Here is a 17,908-nt window from a genome sequence, read left to right as displayed (position 1 = left end):
GTCTAGGTCGAGCGTCGAGGGTCAGCCGCGGGCGTTCCGGAAGGCGGACGGCCCCGTGCGGGTGTCGAGGTCGTTCGTCGCCCGGCGCTCGGACTCCACGATGCCGCGCATCGCCACGAGTGCGGCGGACGTGACCGCGACGTGCGACGGGTTCTCGCGCGATGCGTCCAGCGCCCGCTCGACCTCGGCGATCGCGTCGTCGCCCGCTTCTTCGGGGCACTCGCCGCGGACCATGCACGCGAGCTCACGGAGGGCCGTCGCGAGCGGCTCGGCGAACTCGGGGTCCGGTCGCCCGAGCCCCTCCGACACCGGACCCGACCGGGCGACGAGCTCGGTGAGGTCCGTCGTGTACCAGGCGACCCGCTCGAGGGCACGGAAGCGGGCACCGTCCTGCTCGAGCCGTGCCCGGGACCCACGGAGTGCTCCGCGCGGGTTCAGCCGCCGGCTCTCGTGCGCGATCGACACCCGGGAGCGGACGTCGGCGATGGCACGGTCCAGTCGGTCCTGCTGACGGTCCCAGGCCTTCTCGTCGCGCTCGCCCCCTGCGAGGACCTCGGCGAGCCCGTCCAGGTGGTCCGCGAGCACCTGGTTGACCGCGTCGATCCGGTGCTCGGCGTCCCAGAAGCGCAGGGGCGGGAAGACGAGGAAGTTCACCAGCAGGCCCACCACGACCCCGACGGCCATCTGCACGAGGTACCCGAGCGAGTACCCCTCGGCGTGGGCGCCACCGACGAGCAGGACGAAGAGCGCGGCGGTGGACACCCAGGAGCTGCCCTCGCCGAGGACGCGGAACCCGCCCACGAGCACCCCGATGCCCACCGCCAGCGCGATCGCCAGGAAACCAGGGTCACCGACCCACATCGTGAACCCGGCGATGACGATGCCGAGCGCGATGCCGACGAGCGTCTGGACCCCGCTCCGGATGCCCGCGAACACCGTCGTCTGCATCGCCACGACGGCACCGAGCGGTGCGTAGTACGGGTACTCCGCCGCGACCCCGGGCATGTGTCGCGCGATGAACCACGCGAGCACGGCTGCGACGGCGGCCTTCGCTGCGTGGAGCAGGCGCGGTTGCGTCCCGGAGGTCCGGCTCCACCGCCAGACCCGGGTCCCCACACCCGCGATGTGCTCGAACTGCATCGGTCCCTCTCGTCGTGTCGGCCGGTCACGATACGGTGCCGCGCCTGTGAGACGGAGCCGGTCCGCGTTCTGCGGCTCGGCCGCCTGTGGGCCAGGAGGAACGGGGCGGGCCCGCACCGCGCCTCCAGGCCGCCGTCCGGTCACCCCCAGGACGCGACGAAGCCCCCGCAACGCGTGTTGCGGGGGCTTCGTCGTGGTGGGGCTGTGACTACTTGTCGTCCGACTTCTCGGCGGCGTCGGCCTCGACCTCGGCAGCTGCCTCGGTCTCGGTCTCCTCGGCGACGGGAGCGGACTCCTCGGTGGTCTCGGTCTCCTCGACCGGGGCCTCGTCGGTGGTGTCCTCGGCGGCAGGCTCCTCGACCGGAGCAGCAGCGGCCGGGGCCGCATCGCGCTTGACCGGGGCCGGCGTGCTCGACACCGGCTCGAGGACGAGCTCGATCGACGCGAGGGGAGCGTTGTCGCCCTTGCGGAAACCGAGCTTCGTGATGCGGGTGTAGCCGCCCTGACGGTCCTCGACCTGCGGGGCGATCTCGGTGAACAGCGTGTGCACGACGGACTTGTCGCGCAGGATGCTGATCACGCGACGACGCGCGTGCAGGTCGCCACGCTTCGCGAACGTGATGAGACGCTCGGCGACGGGACGGAGGCGCTTGGCCTTCGTCTCGGTGGTCGTGATGCGACCGTGCGTGAAGAGGGCGTTGGCGAGGTTGCTCAGGAGCAGGCGCTCGTGGGCGGGGCCGCCACCGAGGCGGGGGCCCTTGGTGGGCTTCGGCATGTCAGTTCTCCAGTGGTGAAAGTGTTGCGCGCTGCGTCAGCGGCGCGCGTGCGCGTCAGCGCGAGGTCAGTTGTTGGACTCGTCCTCGTCGTACCCGCTGTAGAAGTGGGCGCCGTCGAATCCGGGGACGGTGTCCTTGAGGGACAGGCCGAGCTCGGTGAGCTTGTCCTTGACCTCGTCCACCGACTTCTGACCGAAGTTGCGGATGTTCATGAGCTGCGTCTCCGACAGGGCGACGAGCTCGGACACCGTGTTGATGCCCTCCCGCTTGAGGCAGTTGTAGCTGCGGACCGACAGGTCCAGGTCCTCGATCGGGGTCTGCAGCTCGTTCGAGAGCACGGCGTCGACCGGCGCGGGGCCGATCTCGATGCCCTCGGCCGCGGTGTTGAGCTCGCGGGCGAGCCCGAACAGCTCGACGAGCGTCCGACCTGCCGACGCGATGGCGTCGCGCGGCGTGATGGCCGGCTTCGACTCGACGTCGACGACCAGGCGGTCGAAGTCCGTGCGCTCACCGGCACGCGTCGCCTCGACGCGGTAGGTGACCTTGAGGACCGGCGAGTAGATCGAGTCGATCGGGATCTGACCGGCCTCGCTGAACTCCGAACGGTTCTGCGTCGCCGAGACGTAGCCACGGCCACGCTCGATCGTCAGCTCGAGCTCGAAGCGCGCGGTGTCGTTCAGGGTCGCGATGACGAGGTCCGGGTTGTGGATCTCGACGCCGGCCGGAGCGGAGATGTCCGCTGCGGTGACCTGACCGGCACCCTGCTTGCGCAGGTACGCCGTGATCGGCTCGTCGTGCTCGCTGGAGACGACCAGGCTCTTGATGTTGAGGATGATCTCGGTGACGTCTTCCTTGACACCGGGAACGGTGCTGAACTCGTGGAGGACGCCGTCGATGCGGATGCTGGTGACAGCCGCGCCGGGGATCGAGGAGAGGAGCGTGCGGCGCAGCGAGTTGCCGAGGGTGTAACCGAAGCCCGGCTCGAGCGGCTCGATGACGAAGCGCGAGCGGAACTCGGAGATCGTCTCCTCGGTCAGGGTGGGGCGCTGTGCAATGAGCACTGTGGGATTCCTTTCGGCGGAGTGTCCGCTATATGACACTCGGCGGTACGACGGGGCCGACCGGGCCCCGACGGGTCTGTTGAGTTGTGATCACGCGCACGCGCTTGCCAGGACGGCACGGCCTGCGCGATCGAACGACCAGGAATGGCCGCGGGCCCTGCTCGCTCCCGTCAGGGGACGAGCAGGGCGCGGCCGGTTGCTCCTCGCGTCAGACGCGACGGCGCTTGGGCGGGCGGCACCCGTTGTGCGCCTGCGGCGTGACGTCGTTGATCGAACCCACCTCGAGGCCAGCGGCCTGGAGCGAGCGGATCGCGGTCTCGCGGCCCGAACCCGGACCCTTCACGAAGACGTCGACCTTCTTGACGCCGTGCTCCTGCGCCTGACGCGCAGCGGACTCGGCGGCGAGCTGCGCCGCGAACGGCGTCGACTTGCGCGAACCCTTGAAGCCCACGGCACCCGAGGACGCCCAGCTGAGGACGGCACCCGACGGGTCGGTGATGCTGACGATCGTGTTGTTGAACGTGCTCTTGATGTGGGCCTGGCCCACGGCGACGTTCTTCTTCTCCTTGCGGCGCGGCTTGCGCGCGGCAGTCTTGGGGGTAGCCATCGGGGTCTCCTATCGAGCCTTCTTCTTGCCTGCCACGGTGCGCTTCGGTCCCTTGCGGGTACGCGCGTTGGTCTTGGTGCGCTGACCGCGCACCGGGAGACCACGACGGTGGCGAAGACCCTCGTAGCTACCGATCTCGACCTTGCGGCGGATGTCGGCTGCGACCTCACGGCGGAGGTCACCCTCCACCTTGAAGTTGCCCTCGATGAAGTCACGGAGGGCGACGAGCTGGTCGTCGGTCAGGTCCTTGACGCGGATGTCACCGGAGATACCGGTCTCGGCGAGTGCCTGGACCGCGCGGGTACGGCCGACGCCGTAGATGTACGTGAGTGCGATCTCCACGCGCTTCTCGCGCGGGATGTCGACGCCTGCTAGACGTGCCATGTGATGGCTGCTCCTGTTGTCGATGGAGGTGTGGAGCAGTACCGGTGCTCGGGCCTCCGACCCGAGGTGTCCCCGCTCGCGCGGATCTTGGTACTGCGTTCGATGTTGAGTTGTGGATCCTGCTCGCAGCCGCCCGAGGGCGATCGCGTCAGGCAGCCGGGACTAGCCCTGGCGCTGCTTGTGACGCGGGTTGCTCTTGCAGATCACCATGACACGGCCCTTGCGGCGAATGACACGGCAGTGCTCGCAGATGGGCTTGACGCTGGGGTTGACCTTCATTGTTCTTTCCTCGTGCTCGCTGGCTTCGTGCTCGGCAGGGTTGCCGGGCCGTTCCTTTCCAGCTCGCGGATCACTTGTAGCGGTAGACGATCCGGCCGCGGGTCAGGTCGTACGGGCTCAGCTCCACGATCACGCGGTCCTCGGGGAGGATGCGGATGTAGTGCTGGCGCATCTTCCCGGAGATGTGCGCAAGGACCTTGTGTCCGTTGGTCAGCTCAACGCGGAACATCGCGTTGGGCAGAGCTTCGAGCACCGAGCCCTCGATCTCGATGACGCCGTCTTTCTTGGCCATAGCCTCACTGTCGCTTGGTTGGATTACCGGTGTGATCCCCGAGCCGGTCTGCGGGTCGGGCGCCACGCCCAGTAGGCATGACACACCAAAGATCGATCCTATGTGGTAAACCCAGGATTGCCAAGTGGAGACGGCGAAGTCCCCACGTCTGGGGCTTCACAGCGGCGTCTGAGCGTTCCACAGTGGTTTGACGGCGCGCTCCGGGGTCCCGTTGGTCACCGGCCCCTAGCGTGGCCGTCGCCCCCCGCCCGTGCAGACCGCGCCGCACGGACCACCGAACGGAGACCACGTGCCCGACGCCACCCGACGCCCGTTCGCCCGCCACGGCCGCCTCCCGCGCCGCCGCGGATGGGGCACGCTCGCGTCGATCGTGGCGTCCACCCTCGCCGTCGTCCTCGTGAGCGGGACGAGCGTCGCCGCCATCGCGGGTGCGCAGCTCGCCACGGCGCCGAGGACGGTCAAGCTCAGCACGGACGACCAGAGCACCGCGCAGACGGCCGACATCACGGCCATCAAGGGCGGTGCGAACATCCTGCTCATCGGCAGCGACACCCGCATCGGACAGTTCGACTCGGACGAGGACGTCGAGGGCGCCCGCAACGACGTCACGATGCTGATCCACATCTCGCAGGACCACACCCAGCTGACCGCGGTGAGCTTCCCGCGCGACCTCATGGTGCCGATCCCGGCGTGCACGAACCCCGAGAGCGGGACCACGTACCCGGCGGCCACGTCCGCGCAGTTCAACACGGCGCTCGGGAACGGCGGGGTCTCGTGCGTCGTCGACACCGTCGAGAACCTCACCGGCCTGAGCATCCCGTACGCCGGGCTCATCACGTTCGACGGCGTCATCGAGATGTCGAACGCCCTCGGCGGCGTGGACGTGTGCGTCGCGGACCCGATCAACGACTCCTACACGAACCTGCACCTGACGGCCGGCTCGCACAAGCTCGAGGGCACGGACGCGCTCGCGTTCCTCCGCACCCGGCACGGCGTCGGCGACGGGAGCGACCTCGCGCGCATCAGCTCGCAGCAGGTGTTCCTGTCGGCCCTGCTGCGCAAGGTCACCTCGGACGGGACGCTCTCGAACCCGATCACCCTCTACAAGCTCGCCGGCGCCGCGCTGTCGAACATGACGCTGTCCGACGGCCTCGCCCAGGCGCGCACGCTCGTCGGACTGGCCGGGGCCCTGCGCGGGATGAGCACGGCGAACATGCTCTTCGTGCAGTACCCGGTCGCGGACGACCCCGAGGACAGCGCGCGCGTGATCGTCGACCAGGACGCCGCACACACCCTCAACGTCGCGCTGCAGAACGACCAGAAGACCTCGCTGAGCGACTCGAGCACGGGGCGTGCGTCGGAGGAGTCCTCCGGGTCGAGTGGGACGGCGACCGCTGCTCCGTCCACGGGGACCTCGACCGGCACCTCGTCGGCCGGCGGGTCCTCGGGAGGGACGTCCTCGGGTACCGCGGCCGGCACCGGCACGGCGTCCGGATCGGCGTCCGGCAGCGCCACGAGCGCCGCGACCGGTTCGGCGACTCCGCTGCCCTCGTCGATCACCGGACAGAGCGCGTCCGAGGAGACCTGCTCCGTCGGCAACGACTGAGCCCGGCGCGCAGAGCGCGTCGCGCGGTGCCCATTGCGCGTCGCGCGTCGCGCGCGAGTGCGCACGCTGACGACGAGTGCACGTGGTCCACACGGTGCAGACGTCGTGGACGTGCGCAGGTGCGGACCGGAGGCGCGTGGCGGGGCCGCACCGCGCCTCCTGGCCGTCCGACGGGACCGGACGCGACAGCGCTCACGCGCCGGGTCAGGCAGTCCCGCCTGCGGGAGACGCGACCGACGGGAGGCGCGACCTACGGGATCGGGACCGGCGTCACACCCAGCGGGGCCAGGCCCGCGGCGCCGCCGTCGGCCGCCGTCAGAACCCAGATGCCGTCGGCGTGCACCGCGATGCTGTGCTCCCAGTGCGCCGCGTCGGAACCGTCGAGCGTGCGGACGGTCCAGTCGTCGTCGTCCGTCGAGCTGTCGATCGTGCCGGCCGTGACCATCGGCTCGATCGCGACCACGAGTCCGGGCTTGATCGCCGGACCGGCGCCGCGGACGCGGTAGTTGAAGACAGGCGGGTCCTCGTGCATCGAGCGGCCGATGCCGTGGCCGGTGTAGTCCTCGACGATCCCCCACGCGCCGGTCTCGTCGATGGCGTCCTCGATGACGGCGCCGACCTCGTGCAGGTGCTTCGCGTGCGCGAGCGCGGCGATGCCGTGCCAGAGCGCGCGCTCGGTGGTGTCCGAGAGCGTCTGCCGGGCCGCACTCAAACCGGCGTCGCCTCCCGGGACGACGACCGTGAAGGCGCTGTCACCGTTCCAGCCGTCGACCTCGGCACCGGCGTCGACCGACACGACGTCGCCGGGCTCGAGCACACGCTCCCCCGGGATCCCGTGCACGATCTCGTCGTTCACCGACACGCAGAGCGTGTGCCGGTAGCCCGGGACGAGCTGGAAGTTCGGGATGCCGCCGCCGTCACGGATGACCCGCTCGGCGATCGCGTCGAGCTCGCCCGTGGTGATGCCCGGACGGATCGCGTCGCGGACCGCCGCCAGTGCGTCGTGGGTCAGCAGACCCGGACGCACCATGGCGCGGAGCTCGTCCGGCGTCTTGTAGATCGAGGGCTTGCGGAACCGCACCACGCTGGCGTCAGACGCCCGCGGTCAGCCCACGCGAGGACAGCGCGGCCTGGATCCGGTCGCCGACCTCGTCGATGCCACCGAGGCCGTCGACGTCGACGACGAGCCCACGCTCGCCGTACGCCGCCACGATCGGAGCGGTCTGCTCGGTGTAGACCTGCTGCCGACGACGGATGGTCTCCTCGTTGTCGTCGCTGCGGCCCTGTTCCTCGGCGCGCTTCAGGAGGCGCCCGACGAGCTCGTCCTGGTCGGCGACGAGCTGCACGACCGCGTCGATGCCGGTGCCCTGCTCGGCGAGGAGCGCGTCGAGGTACTCGACCTGCCCGACCGTGCGGGGGTAGCCGTCGAGCAGGAAGCCGTTCTCGGCGTCGGCCTCGTGCAGGCGGGACTTCACGAGCTCGTTCGTGAGCGAGTCGGGGACGTAGTCGCCCGCGTCCATGATCGCCTTCGCCTGGACGCCGAGCGGGGTGCCCTCTGCGACGTTCTTGCGGAAGATGTCACCCGTCGAGACGGCGGGGATCCCGAACGCGTCGGCGATGCGACCGGCCTGGGTGCCCTTCCCGGCTCCGGGAGGTCCGACGATGATGAGACGTGCGCTCAACGGAGAAGCCCTTCGTAGTGACGCTGCTGCAGCTGCGAGTCGATCTGCTTCACGGTCTCGAGGCCGACACCCACGATGATGAGGATGCTCGCGCCGCCGAACGGGAAGTTCTGGTTCGCACCGAAGAACGCCAGCGCCGCCAGCGGGATCAGGGCGATGAGACCGAGGTACAGGGAGCCGGGCAACGTCACCCGGGTGAGAACGTAGTCGAGGTACTCGGCCGTCGGACGACCGGCCCGGATGCCCGGGATGAAGCCGCCGTACTTCTTCATGTTGTCGGCGACCTCTTCGGGGTTGAAGGTGATCGCGACGTAGAAGTACGTGAAGCCGACGATGAGCAGGAAGTACAGGACCATGTAGAACCAGTTGTCACCCGAGGTCAGGTTGTTCTGGATCCAGGTCACCCACGCCGCCGGCTCGCTGCCGTCGGAGGGCTGGTTGAACTGCGCGACCAGGGCCGGCAGGTACAGCAGCGACGAGGCGAAGATGACGGGCACGACGCCGGCCATGTTCACCTTGATCGGGATGTACGTGTTGTTGCCGCCGTAGGTGCGGCGACCGACCATGCGCTTGGCGTACTGCACGGGGATCCGGCGCTGCGACTGCTCGACGAACACGACGGCCATCATGATGACCAGGCCGACGAGGATGACGAACAGGAACAGCTCGAAGCCGTTCGACTGCTCGATCGCCCAGAGCGCCGAGGGGAACTGCGCCGCGATGGACGTGAAGATGAGGAGCGACATGCCGTTGCCGATGCCGCGCTCGGTGACGAGCTCGCCCATCCACATGATGAGGCCGGTACCGGCGGTCAGGGTGACGACCATGAGCATGATCGCGTACCAGCTGTCGTTCGAGATGATCGACGAGCAGGAGGCCGAGGCGTTGGTGCCGAACAGGGCGCCGGAGCGGGCGACCGTGATCAGGGTGGTGGACTGCAGCACGCCGAGCGCGATGGTGAGGTAGCGCGTGTACTGCGTCAGCTTCGCCTGACCGGACTGCCCCTCCTTGTAGAGGGCGTCGAAGTGCGGGATGACCACGCGGAGCAGCTGCACGATGATCGACGACGTGATGTACGGCATGATGCCGAGCGCGAAGACCGAGAGCTTCAGCAGCGCGCCGCCGGAGAAGAGGTTGATCAGGTCGTACAGGCCCTGCTGCGACGAAGCGCTGGCGAGACAGGTCTGCACGGATGCGTAGTCGACGAACGGCGCGGGGATGTACGACCCCAGGCGGAACAGCGCGATGATCGCGAGGGTGAAGCCGATCTTCTTGCGAAGATCTGGGGTGCGCATGATGCGCGCGACCGCTCTGAACACGAGGACTCCGAACTTCTGGGACCGGCGGCCCGTCGAGGGGCCGTCACCGGTGTGGTCGGCAGGACCGACCTGGCCGGCGGACGCCGACCACTGTCAAGGAAACCGTAACGGCGGCCCGTGCGCAAACGCACGGGCCGCCGACGGGGTTACTGGGAGACGGTGCCGCCAGCAGCCGCGATCTTCTCGGCGGCGGACGCCGAGACCTTGTCGACCGAGACCGTGAGCTTCACGCTGATGTCACCCTGACCGAGAACCTTGACCTTCTCGTTCTTGCGGACGGCGCCCTTGGCGACCAGGTCCGCGACGGTGACGTCGCCACCGTTGGGGTAGAGCTCCGCGATCTTGTCCAGGTTCACGACCTGGTACTCGACGCGGAACGGGTTCTTGAACCCGCGGAGCTTCGGGGTGCGCATGTGCAGCGGCATCTGCCCACCCTCGAAGCCGACCTTGACCTGGTAACGAGCCTTCTGGCCCTTGGTACCACGGCCGGCGGTCTTGCCCTTGGAGCCCTCACCACGACCGACGCGGGTGCGAGCCTTCTTGGCGCCCTCTGCCGGACGGAGGTGGTGCAGCTTCAGGACCTGCACGCGCTCGTTCTTCTCGTCGCTCATGCGTCGACCTCCTCGACCTTCACGAGGTGCGCGACCGTTGCGACGTACCCGCGGTTCTGGGCGTTGTCCTCACGCAGGACCGTACGGCCGATGCGCTTGAGACCCAGGCTGCGGAGCGTGTCGCGCTGGTACTGCTTCTCGCTGATAACGGACTTCGTCTGCGTGATCTTCAGCATCGCCATCACGCACCTGCCTTCTCGGACGCGGCACGCAGAGCAGCGGCCTCGGCCTGGAGCAGACGGTCCGGGACGACCCGGTCGACGGGGAGACCGCGACGGCTTGCGACCGCACGGGGCTCCTCGAGCTGCTGCAGCGCCGTGACGGTCGCGTGCACGATGTTGATGGTGTTCGACGAACCGAGCGACTTGCTCAGGACGTCGTGGATACCGGCGCACTCGAGGACGGCGCGGACCGGACCACCGGCGATGACACCGGTACCGGCAGCGGCCGGACGGAGGAGCACGACGCCGGCAGCGGCCTCGCCCTGCACCGGGTGCGGGATCGTGTTGCCGACGCGCGGGACGCGGAAGAAGTTCTTCTTCGCTTCCTCGACGCCCTTCGAGATGGCAGTCGGGACCTCGCGGGCCTTGCCGTAGCCGACACCCACGAGACCGTTGCCGTCACCGACGACGACGAGCGCGGTGAAGCTGAAGCGACGACCACCCTTGACGACCTTGGAGACGCGGTTGATGGTCACGACGCGCTCGAGGAACTGGCTGTCGCCACCCCGACCGTTGCGGTCGTTGCCACGGCCGCCACCCTGCTGACGGTCGCGACCGCCACCACGGCGGCCACGGTTGTCGGCGGAGTCGCGGTTGTTCGATGCCGAACCGGCTGCGGTCTCGACGGGGCGCTCGACGACGGGGACCTCGGGCTCCTTGGCCGCGGGGGCCGTGGTGCTCGTGGCCTCGGCCTCGGTCGCCTCAGCGGCCTCGGTCGTTTCGACGTTGGCGTCTTCGTTCGTGTTCGCGATGTCGCTCACAGGTTCAGCCCTCCTTCACGGGCACCATCGGCGATCGCGGCGACGCGACCGGCGTACTTGCTACCACCGCGGTCGAAGACCACGGCCTCGACGCCAGCGGCCTTCGCGCGCTCGGCGAGGAGTTCGCCGACACGACGGGCCTTGGCGGTCTTGTCGCCGTCGAACGTACGGAGGTCGGCCTCCATCGTCGACGCGCTGGCCAGCGTGTGGCCCTTGGCGTCGTCGATGACCTGGACGAACACGTGACGCGCCGAACGGGTGACAGCGAGACGCGGACGGGCCTCGGTGCCGGTGATCTTCTTGCGGAGGCGGTTGTGACGGCGCGCCTTGGCGGCCGACTTGCTCTTGCCTCGTGTCTTGAGGAGACCCATGATCACTTACCTGACTTTCCGGCCTTGCGGCGCACGATCTCGCCGGCGTAGCGGACACCCTTGCCCTTGTAGGGCTCGGGCTTGCGCAGCTTGCGGATGTTTGCAGCGACCTCGCCGACGGACTGCTTGTCGATGCCGTTGACGGTCAGCTTGTTGTTGCCCTCGACGGCGAAGCTGATGCCCGCGGGCGGCTCGACCGTGATCGGGTGGGAGTAGCCGAGCGCGAACTCGACGTTGTTGCCCTTCGCCTGCACGCGGTAACCGGTGCCGACGACCTCGAGGCCCTTGGAGTAGCCCTGGGTCACGCCGACGATGTTGTTCGCGATGAGGGTGCGGGTCAGGCCGTGCAGCGCACGCGAGCTGCGCTCGTCGTCCGGACGGGTGACGAGGACCTGGTTCTCCTCGACCTTGGCCTGGATGGGCTCGGCGACGACGAGCGCGAGCTCGCCCTTCGGGCCCTTGACCGCGACGTTCTGACCATCGATGGAGACGGTCACGCCAGCGGGGATGTCAATGGGAAGACGTCCGATACGAGACATTGTCGATCACCACACGTAGGCGAGGACTTCCCCACCCACGCCCTTCTGCTCGGCTTCACGGTCGGTGAGCAGTCCCGACGAGGTCGAGAGGATCGCCACGCCGAGGCCACCGAGGACCTGGGGGATCTCCGTCGACTTCGCGTAGACCCGGAGACCGGGCTTCGAGACGCGCTTGATGCCGGCGATCGAACGCTCGCGCTCGGGGCCGTACTTCAGGTCGATCGTGAGGGTCTCGCCCACGCGGGCGTCCTCGATCTTCCACTCGCTGATGTAGCCCTCGCGCTTGAGGATCTCAGCGATGTTCTTCTTCAGCTTGGAGCTGGGAAGCGAGACGGCGTCGTGGTGCGCCGAGTTCGCGTTCCGCAATCTGGTCAGCATGTCTGCGACCGGATCGGTCATCGTCATGATGGTCGTCCATTCTTCGCCTGGTTTCGACACCCGTTCCACGAATGCCGACCTGAGCGATCGGGTGATCCTGGGGCGATTCCCCTGGATCGGTGTGTTCGTGCGTGCGGGCCGGAGGACGTGAATCCTCCGGCCCGCACCGCCCGAAGTATCTTAGACCGTCTGCTCGGCAGAACGGAACGGGAACCCGAGCTGGCGGAGCAGCGCGCGGCCCTCGTCGTCCGACTTCGCGGTGGTCACGACGGTGATGTCGAAGCCACGCACGCGGTCGATGCGGTCCTGGTCGATCTCGTGGAACACGGACTGCTCCGTGAGACCGAACGTGTAGTTGCCGTTGCCGTCGAACTGCTTGTCGCTGAGACCGCGGAAGTCGCGGATGCGGGGCAGTGCGAGGGTCACGAGACGGTCGATGAACTCCCACGCGCGGTCACCACGGAGGGTGACGTGCGCGCCGATGGCCTGGCCCTCACGCAGCTTGAACTGCGCGATGGACTTGCGGGCCTTCGTGACCTGGGGCTTCTGACCCGTGATCGCCGTGAGGTCCTTGATGGCCCCCTCGATGATCTTCGAGTCGCGAGCGGCCTCACCGACACCGGTGTTCACGACGACCTTGACCAGGCCGGGGACCTGGTTGACGTTCGCGTACCCGAACTGCTCGGTGAGGGCAGCCTTGATCTCGTTCTTGTACTTCTGCTTGAGGCGCGGCTCGACCTTGGTCGCCGGCGCGGCAGTCGTGTCGGTCATCAGAGCTTCTCACCCGACTTCTTGGCGTAGCGGACTCGGACGGTCTTCTTGACGCCGTCCTTCTCCACCTCTTCGTTGCGGAAACCGACGCGGGTCGGCTTCTTGGTCTTCGGGTCGACGATGGCGACGTTCGACACGTGGATCGGAGCCTCGTGCTGCTCGATGCCACCGGTCTTCGAGCCGCGCTGCGTCTGGCCGACGCGGACGTGCTTCGTGACGAAGTTCACGCCCTCGACGACGACGCGGTTCTTGTCCTTGAGGACCTCGATGACCTTGCCCTGCTTGCCACGGTCACCGCCGCGCTCCTGCTTGGCACCCGTGATGACCTGGACCAGGTCACCCTTCTTGATGTTCGCCATGGCTTACAGCACCTCCGGCGCGAGCGAGATGATCTTCATGAACTTCTTGTCACGGAGCTCGCGACCGACCGGACCGAAGATGCGCGTGCCGCGCGGGTCGCCGTCAGCCTTGAGGATCACTGCCGCGTTCTCGTCGAACTTGATGTAGGAGCCGTCCTGACGACGGGTCTCCTTCTTGGTGCGAACGATGACCGCCTTGACGACGTCACCCTTCTTCACGTTGCCGCCGGGGATGGCGTCCTTCACCGTGGCGACGATGACGTCACCGAGACCGGCGTAGCGACGACCCGAGCCACCGAGCACGCGGATGGTCAAGATCTCCTTGGCACCCGTGTTGTCGGCGACCTTGAGGCGGGATTCCTGCTGAATCACTGCTGTCTCCTATTCCGAAGCAGGCCGGGGCCTACTTGGCCTTCTCGAGGATCTCGACCAGGCGCCAGCGCTTGGAAGCGCTGAGGGGACGGGTCTCGCTGATCACGACGAGGTCGCCGACACCAGCGGTGCCGAGCTCGTCGTGGGCCTTCACCTTGGACGTGCGACGGATGATCTTGCCGTAGAGCGCGTGCTTCACGCGGTCCTCGACCTCGACCACGATGGTCTTGTCCATCTTGTCGCTCGTGACGTAGCCACGACGCGTCTTGCGGTAGCCGCGAGCGGAGGCGGCGGAGGTCTTCTCTTCGTTCGCCATTACTTCTCCTCGGCGGTCTCGGCCTCGGCCGACTCAGCCGGCTTCTCAGCCTTCTTGGTCGTCTTCTTGGCCTTGGGGGCGGTCTCGACGGGCGCGGGAGTGGCACGGATGCCGAGCTCGCGCTCGCGGAGGACGGTGTAGATGCGAGCGATGTCGCGCTTGACGGCACGGAGACGACCGTGGCTCTCCAGCTGGCCGGTGGCCGACTGGAAGCGGAGGTTGAAGAGCTCCTCCTTGGCCTTCTTCAGTTCGTCAGCAAGACGCTCGTTCTCGAACGTGTCGAGCTCCGTCGGACGGAGCTCCTTGGAACCGATCGCCATTATGCGTCGCCCTCCTCGCGCTTGATGATGCGTGCCTTGAGGGGCAGCTTGTGGATTGCACGGGTCAGCGCCTCACGGGCGATGTCCTCGTTGACGCCGGAGAGCTCGAAGAGCACACGGCCCGGCTTGACGTTGGCGACCCACCACTCGGGGGAACCCTTACCGGAACCCATGCGGGTCTCGGCGGGCTTCTTCGTGAGCGGACGGTCCGGGTAGATGTTGATCCACACCTTGCCGCCACGCTTGATGTGACGCGTCATGGCGATACGAGCGGACTCGATCTGACGGTTGGTCACGTAAGCGGGCGTCAGCGCCTGGATGCCGTAGTCACCGAACGACACCTTGGTGCCACCGGTGGCCTGGCCCGAACGCTTCGGGTGGTGCTGCTTGCGGTGCTTGACTCGACGGGGAATAAGCATGGTTACGCCTCAACTCCTGCGCCGGCCGGCGCGTCCTGCGGGGCCTGCTGCTGACGGCCGCCACGGTCGCCGCCACGGCGGTCGCCGCGCTCGCCACGGGGGCCGCCACGACGCTCCGGGCGCGACGAACGCTGGTTCGCCTGCTCGCGAGCGAGCTCCTTGTTCGTGATGTCGCCCTTGTAGATCCAGACCTTCACGCCGATGCGGCCGAACGTGGTCCGGGCCTCGTAGAAGCCGTAGTCGATGTTCGCGCGGAGCGTGTGCAGGGGCACGCGGCCCTCGCGGTAGAACTCCGAGCGCGACATCTCGGCACCGCCGAGACGACCCGACACCTGGATGCGGACACCCTTGGCTCCGGCACGCTGTGCACCCTGCAGGCCCTTGCGCATGGCGCGACGGAACGCGACACGAGCGGAGAGCTGCTCGGCGATGCCCTGCGCGACGAGCTGGGCCTCGGTCTCGGGGTTCTTGACCTCGAGGATGTTGAGCTGGATCTGCTTCTTGGTGAGCTTCTCGAGCTCCCCACGGACGCGCTCCGCCTCGGCGCCACGGCGACCGATGACGATGCCCGGACGCGCGGTGTGGATGTCCACGCGGACGCGGTCACGGGTGCGCTCGAGCTCGATGCGGGCGACGCCGGCGCGGTCGAGGGTCTTCTTCAGGTACTCGCGCACCTTGATGTCCTCGGCCACGTAGTCGGCGTAGCGCTGACCCGGCTTCGTGCTGTCGGTGAACCAGTGCGAGACGTGGTCCGTCGTGATCCCGAGACGGAAGCCGTACGGGTTGACCTTCTGGCCCATTACTTGCTCGCCTTCTTGCTCGTCGCGGCAGCCTCGACCTCATCCGGCGTCGCGAGGACGACCGTGATGTGGCTGGTGCGCTTGTTGATGCGGAAGGCGCGGCCCTGGGCGCGCGGCTGGAACCGCTTCAGGGTCGTACCTTCGTCGACGAAGACGCGGCTCACGTAGAGGTCGCGCTCGTCGAGGAAGCTGTTCGTCGAGTCCGCCTTGACCCGTGCGTTCGCGATCGCCGAGGCGACCAGCTTGTACACGGGCTCCGAAGCGCCCTGGGGGGCGAACTTCAGGATGGCGAGGGCCTCGTGGGCCTGCTTGCCGCGGATCAGCTCGATGACGCGACGGGCCTTCTGAGGCGTGACGCGGATGTGTCGCACGCGTGCGATCGACTCCACCATTTCGTTCCTCCTCTGCGTCGCCGCCTTAGCGGCGACGGCCCTTCTTGTCGTCCTTCACGTGACCACGGAAGGTGCGGGTCGGCGCGAACTCGCCGAGCTTGTGACCGACCATCGACTCGGTGACGAACACCGGGATGTGCTTGCGGCCGTCGTGCACGGCGATCGTGTGCCCGAGCATGTTCGGGATGATCATCGAGCGACGCGACCAGGTGCGGATCACGTTCTTGGTGTTGGCCTCGTTCTGCGTGACGACCTTGCGGAGCAGGTGCTCGTCGACGAAGGGGCCCTTCTTCAGACTGCGTGGCATCTTCTGAACTCCTACTTGCGCTTCTTGCCGGCGTTACGGCGACGGACGATGAGCTTGTCGCTCGGCTTGTTCGGCTTGCGCGTGCGACCCTCGGCCTGACCCCACGGGCTGACCGGGTGACGGCCACCGGAGGTCTTGCCCTCGCCACCACCGTGCGGGTGGTCGACCGGGTTCATCGCGACACCACGCACGGTCGGGCGGACGCCCTTCCAGCGCATGCGGCCGGCCTTGCCCCAGTTGATGTTCGACTGCTCGGCGTTGCCGACCTCGCCGATCGTGGCGCGGCAGCGTGCGTCGACGTTGCGGACCTCTCCCGACGGCAGACGGAGCTGCGCGTAGGGGCCGTCCTTGGCGACGAGACGCACTGAGGCGCCGGCCGAACGCGCGAGCTTGGCGCCGCCACCGGGGCGGAGCTCGATCGCGTGCACGACGGTACCCACGGGGATGTTGCGCAGCGGCAGGTTGTTGCCCGGCTTGATGTCCGCGCCGGCGCCCTGCTCGATGACGTCGCCCTGCTTGAGCTTGTTCGGCGCGATGATGTAGCGCTTCGTGCCGTCCACGTAGTGCAGGAGCGCGATGCGCGCCGTGCGGTTCGGGTCGTACTCGATGTGCGCGACCTTGGCGTCGATGCCGTCCTTGTCGTGACGACGGAAGTCGATCACGCGGTACTGACGCTTGTGGCCACCACCGATGTGACGGGTGGTGATGCGGCCGGAGCTGTTGCGGCCACCGGTCTTCGGCAGCGGACGAAGCAGCGACTTCTCCGGCGTCGAACGGGTGATCTCAGCGAAGTCGGCGACCGACGAGCCGCGACGACCGGGGGTCGTCGGCTTGTAGTTACGAATAGCCATGATTTATCCCTCTGGTCCTCAGCCGACAGCCGTGAAGATGTCGATCGAACCGGACTTGAGCGTCACGATGGCACGCTTGGTGTCCTTGCGCTTGCCCATGCCGAAGCGCGTGCGACGGGTCTTGCCCGGACGGTTCAGCGTGTTGATGCTCGCGACCTTGACGTCGAAGATCTTCTCGATGGCGAGCTTGATCTCGGTCTTGTTCGAACGGGGGTCCACGATGAACGTGTACTTGCCCTGGTCGATCAGGCCGTAGCTCTTCTCCGAGACGACCGGCGAGATGATGATGTCGCGCGGGTCCTTGTTGAAGCCGCTCATGCGGAGATCTCCTTCGCGGTCTTCGACGCGATGAAGGCGTCGAGTGCGCTCTTGCTGAAGACGAGCGCGTCGGCCTTGAGCACGTCGTAGGCGTTGAGCTGGCCGTACGAGAGCGCGTGGACGTTCGGCAGGTTGCGGATCGACTTGAGCGTGAGCTCGTCGTCCTGCTCGAGCACGACGAGCACGTGCTTGACGGGCGCGACCTTCTCGATGAGCGTGCGGGCGGTCTTGGTCGACGGCACCTCGGCCGCGACGAAGCCCTCCACAGCGGAGATGCGGCCACCGCGGGCGCGGTCCGAGAGCGAGCCGAGCAGAGCAGCGGCGATCATCTTCTTCGGGGTGCGCTGCGAGTAGTCGCGCGGGGTCGGTCCGTGGACGACGCCACCGCCGGTGTGCTCCGGAGCGCGGACCGAACCCTGACGGGAGCGGCCGGTGCCCTTCTGCTTGAACGGCTTGCGACCAGCACCGCGGACCTCGCCGCGGTTCTTGGTCTTGTGGGTGCCCTGACGCGCGGCTGCGAGCTGCGCGGTGACGACCTGGTGGATCAGCGGGACGTTGGTCTCGACGTCGAAGAGCTCGGCGGGGAGCTCGACGGTGCCGGACTTGACGCCCGATGCGTCGAGGACGTCGATCGTGGTTGCGGTCGTGGTGGCCAT

At 67.9% G+C, this 17,908-nt stretch carries 29 protein-coding genes; 1 reads left to right on the top strand and 28 read right to left on the bottom strand.

Features of this window, described 5'->3' with window-relative positions; all coding sequences use genetic code 11:
* Window positions 1-21: 21 nt before the first annotated feature.
* The 7 genes from BIV03_RS07550 to infA form a co-directional block, all read right to left on the bottom strand.
* Window positions 22-1,140, bottom strand: coding sequence for an aromatic acid exporter family protein (locus BIV03_RS07550; protein WP_071295212.1), 1,119 nt, complete (start codon window positions 1,138-1,140; stop codon window positions 22-24).
* A 208-nt stretch (window positions 1,141-1,348) separates the two neighbouring features.
* Entirely contained in the window at window positions 1,349-1,915 is a 567-nt protein-coding gene (rplQ, locus tag BIV03_RS07545; protein ID WP_070417691.1) for a 50S ribosomal protein L17, read from the bottom strand.
* 66 nt (window positions 1,916-1,981) lie between these two features.
* Complete coding sequence (locus tag BIV03_RS07540; protein WP_022906362.1) at window positions 1,982-2,977, bottom strand: DNA-directed RNA polymerase subunit alpha; 996 nt, start codon at window positions 2,975-2,977, stop codon at window positions 1,982-1,984.
* A gap of 208 nt (window positions 2,978-3,185) precedes the next feature.
* Window positions 3,186-3,584 carry a 30S ribosomal protein S11 gene (gene rpsK / locus BIV03_RS07535; protein ID WP_017885507.1) on the bottom strand — a complete coding sequence of 133 codons (399 nt, stop codon included), beginning with the start codon at window positions 3,582-3,584 and terminating at the stop codon, window positions 3,186-3,188.
* Window positions 3,585-3,593: 9 nt separating this feature from the next.
* Window positions 3,594-3,968, bottom strand: a complete 375-nt coding sequence (gene rpsM / locus BIV03_RS07530; RefSeq protein ID WP_058728274.1) for a 30S ribosomal protein S13 — start codon at window positions 3,966-3,968, stop codon at window positions 3,594-3,596.
* Window positions 3,969-4,130: 162 nt separating this feature from the next.
* Window positions 4,131-4,247, bottom strand: coding sequence for a 50S ribosomal protein L36 (gene rpmJ / locus BIV03_RS18725; protein ID WP_022903266.1), 117 nt, complete (start codon window positions 4,245-4,247; stop codon window positions 4,131-4,133).
* A gap of 70 nt (window positions 4,248-4,317) precedes the next feature.
* Window positions 4,318-4,539 carry a translation initiation factor IF-1 gene (gene infA, locus BIV03_RS07525; RefSeq protein ID WP_017885509.1) on the bottom strand — a complete coding sequence of 74 codons (222 nt, stop codon included), beginning with the start codon at window positions 4,537-4,539 and terminating at the stop codon, window positions 4,318-4,320.
* Between the two features lie 289 nt (window positions 4,540-4,828).
* Here infA and BIV03_RS07520 point away from each other — a divergent pair, with 289 nt between their 5' ends.
* On the top strand, window positions 4,829-6,145 hold the full coding sequence (locus BIV03_RS07520) for an LCP family protein (RefSeq protein WP_071295211.1): 1,317 nt from the start codon (window positions 4,829-4,831) through the stop codon (window positions 6,143-6,145).
* A 250-nt stretch (window positions 6,146-6,395) separates the two neighbouring features.
* Here the strand turns inward: BIV03_RS07520 and map are convergent, their stop codons facing one another.
* From map to rplD, 21 genes are all read right to left on the bottom strand, one after another.
* Window positions 6,396-7,229 carry a type I methionyl aminopeptidase gene (map, locus tag BIV03_RS07515; RefSeq protein WP_083403276.1) on the bottom strand — a complete coding sequence of 278 codons (834 nt, stop codon included), beginning with the start codon at window positions 7,227-7,229 and terminating at the stop codon, window positions 6,396-6,398.
* A gap of 7 nt (window positions 7,230-7,236) precedes the next feature.
* Window positions 7,237-7,827, bottom strand: coding sequence for an adenylate kinase (locus BIV03_RS07510; protein ID WP_070417689.1), 591 nt, complete (start codon window positions 7,825-7,827; stop codon window positions 7,237-7,239).
* A complete protein-coding gene (gene secY / locus BIV03_RS07505) occupies window positions 7,824-9,146 on the bottom strand; it encodes a preprotein translocase subunit SecY (RefSeq protein WP_022906357.1) in 1,323 nt (440 codons plus the stop codon). The genes BIV03_RS07510 and secY overlap by 4 nt, the downstream gene beginning before the upstream one ends.
* Before the next feature lie 146 nt (window positions 9,147-9,292).
* Window positions 9,293-9,757, bottom strand: coding sequence for a 50S ribosomal protein L15 (rplO, locus tag BIV03_RS07500; RefSeq protein WP_022906356.1), 465 nt, complete (start codon window positions 9,755-9,757; stop codon window positions 9,293-9,295).
* Entirely contained in the window at window positions 9,754-9,939 is a 186-nt protein-coding gene (gene rpmD, locus BIV03_RS07495; protein ID WP_022906355.1) for a 50S ribosomal protein L30, read from the bottom strand. Before rpmD ends, rplO begins: the two co-directional genes overlap by 4 nt.
* Window positions 9,939-10,730 carry a 30S ribosomal protein S5 gene (gene rpsE, locus BIV03_RS07490; protein WP_083295430.1) on the bottom strand — a complete coding sequence of 264 codons (792 nt, stop codon included), beginning with the start codon at window positions 10,728-10,730 and terminating at the stop codon, window positions 9,939-9,941. Before rpsE ends, rpmD begins: the two co-directional genes overlap by 1 nt.
* Before the next feature lie 5 nt (window positions 10,731-10,735).
* Window positions 10,736-11,110, bottom strand: a complete 375-nt coding sequence (gene rplR / locus BIV03_RS07485) for a 50S ribosomal protein L18 (protein ID WP_031261773.1) — start codon at window positions 11,108-11,110, stop codon at window positions 10,736-10,738.
* Between the two features lie 2 nt (window positions 11,111-11,112).
* Window positions 11,113-11,649: a 50S ribosomal protein L6 gene (gene rplF, locus BIV03_RS07480; RefSeq protein ID WP_031261772.1), complete on the bottom strand. Its 537-nt coding sequence runs from the start codon at window positions 11,647-11,649 to the stop codon at window positions 11,113-11,115.
* A 6-nt stretch (window positions 11,650-11,655) separates the two neighbouring features.
* Window positions 11,656-12,054 carry a 30S ribosomal protein S8 gene (gene rpsH / locus BIV03_RS07475; protein WP_022906351.1) on the bottom strand — a complete coding sequence of 133 codons (399 nt, stop codon included), beginning with the start codon at window positions 12,052-12,054 and terminating at the stop codon, window positions 11,656-11,658.
* A gap of 153 nt (window positions 12,055-12,207) precedes the next feature.
* Window positions 12,208-12,798: a 50S ribosomal protein L5 gene (gene rplE / locus BIV03_RS07470; protein ID WP_022906350.1), complete on the bottom strand. Its 591-nt coding sequence runs from the start codon at window positions 12,796-12,798 to the stop codon at window positions 12,208-12,210.
* Window positions 12,798-13,157 carry a 50S ribosomal protein L24 gene (gene rplX, locus BIV03_RS07465; RefSeq protein WP_022906349.1) on the bottom strand — a complete coding sequence of 120 codons (360 nt, stop codon included), beginning with the start codon at window positions 13,155-13,157 and terminating at the stop codon, window positions 12,798-12,800. The genes rplE and rplX overlap by 1 nt, the downstream gene beginning before the upstream one ends.
* A 3-nt stretch (window positions 13,158-13,160) precedes the next feature.
* The gene (gene rplN / locus BIV03_RS07460) at window positions 13,161-13,529 is read right to left on the bottom strand and encodes a 50S ribosomal protein L14 (RefSeq protein WP_017885523.1); all 369 of its coding nucleotides are present in this window, start codon (window positions 13,527-13,529) and stop codon (window positions 13,161-13,163) included.
* A gap of 31 nt (window positions 13,530-13,560) precedes the next feature.
* Complete coding sequence (rpsQ, locus tag BIV03_RS07455) at window positions 13,561-13,845, bottom strand: 30S ribosomal protein S17 (RefSeq protein ID WP_022906348.1); 285 nt, start codon at window positions 13,843-13,845, stop codon at window positions 13,561-13,563.
* Window positions 13,845-14,165 (bottom strand): 50S ribosomal protein L29, encoded by a 321-nt coding sequence (gene rpmC, locus BIV03_RS20240; protein WP_022906347.1) that lies wholly within the window; start codon window positions 14,163-14,165, stop codon window positions 13,845-13,847. Before rpmC ends, rpsQ begins: the two co-directional genes overlap by 1 nt.
* Window positions 14,165-14,584: a 50S ribosomal protein L16 gene (gene rplP, locus BIV03_RS07445; protein ID WP_022906346.1), complete on the bottom strand. Its 420-nt coding sequence runs from the start codon at window positions 14,582-14,584 to the stop codon at window positions 14,165-14,167. Before rplP ends, rpmC begins: the two co-directional genes overlap by 1 nt.
* A 2-nt stretch (window positions 14,585-14,586) precedes the next feature.
* On the bottom strand, window positions 14,587-15,384 hold the full coding sequence (rpsC, locus tag BIV03_RS07440) for a 30S ribosomal protein S3 (protein WP_022906345.1): 798 nt from the start codon (window positions 15,382-15,384) through the stop codon (window positions 14,587-14,589).
* On the bottom strand, window positions 15,384-15,776 hold the full coding sequence (rplV, locus tag BIV03_RS07435) for a 50S ribosomal protein L22 (RefSeq protein WP_022906344.1): 393 nt from the start codon (window positions 15,774-15,776) through the stop codon (window positions 15,384-15,386). Before rplV ends, rpsC begins: the two co-directional genes overlap by 1 nt.
* Before the next feature lie 25 nt (window positions 15,777-15,801).
* Window positions 15,802-16,083, bottom strand: coding sequence for a 30S ribosomal protein S19 (gene rpsS, locus BIV03_RS07430; RefSeq protein ID WP_022906343.1), 282 nt, complete (start codon window positions 16,081-16,083; stop codon window positions 15,802-15,804).
* A gap of 11 nt (window positions 16,084-16,094) precedes the next feature.
* A complete protein-coding gene (gene rplB / locus BIV03_RS07425) occupies window positions 16,095-16,934 on the bottom strand; it encodes a 50S ribosomal protein L2 (RefSeq protein WP_070417686.1) in 840 nt (279 codons plus the stop codon).
* 18 nt (window positions 16,935-16,952) lie between these two features.
* On the bottom strand, window positions 16,953-17,252 hold the full coding sequence (gene rplW / locus BIV03_RS07420) for a 50S ribosomal protein L23 (protein WP_022903283.1): 300 nt from the start codon (window positions 17,250-17,252) through the stop codon (window positions 16,953-16,955).
* The gene (gene rplD / locus BIV03_RS07415; protein WP_070417685.1) at window positions 17,249-17,908 is read right to left on the bottom strand and encodes a 50S ribosomal protein L4; all 660 of its coding nucleotides are present in this window, start codon (window positions 17,906-17,908) and stop codon (window positions 17,249-17,251) included. Before rplD ends, rplW begins: the two co-directional genes overlap by 4 nt.

The organism is Curtobacterium sp. MCBA15_016 (assembly GCF_001865105.1).
Classification (GTDB): domain Bacteria; phylum Actinomycetota; class Actinomycetes; order Actinomycetales; family Microbacteriaceae; genus Curtobacterium.
The sequence above is the reverse complement of the archived record's forward strand: the minus strand, read 5'-3'. Positions and strand labels throughout refer to the sequence as shown.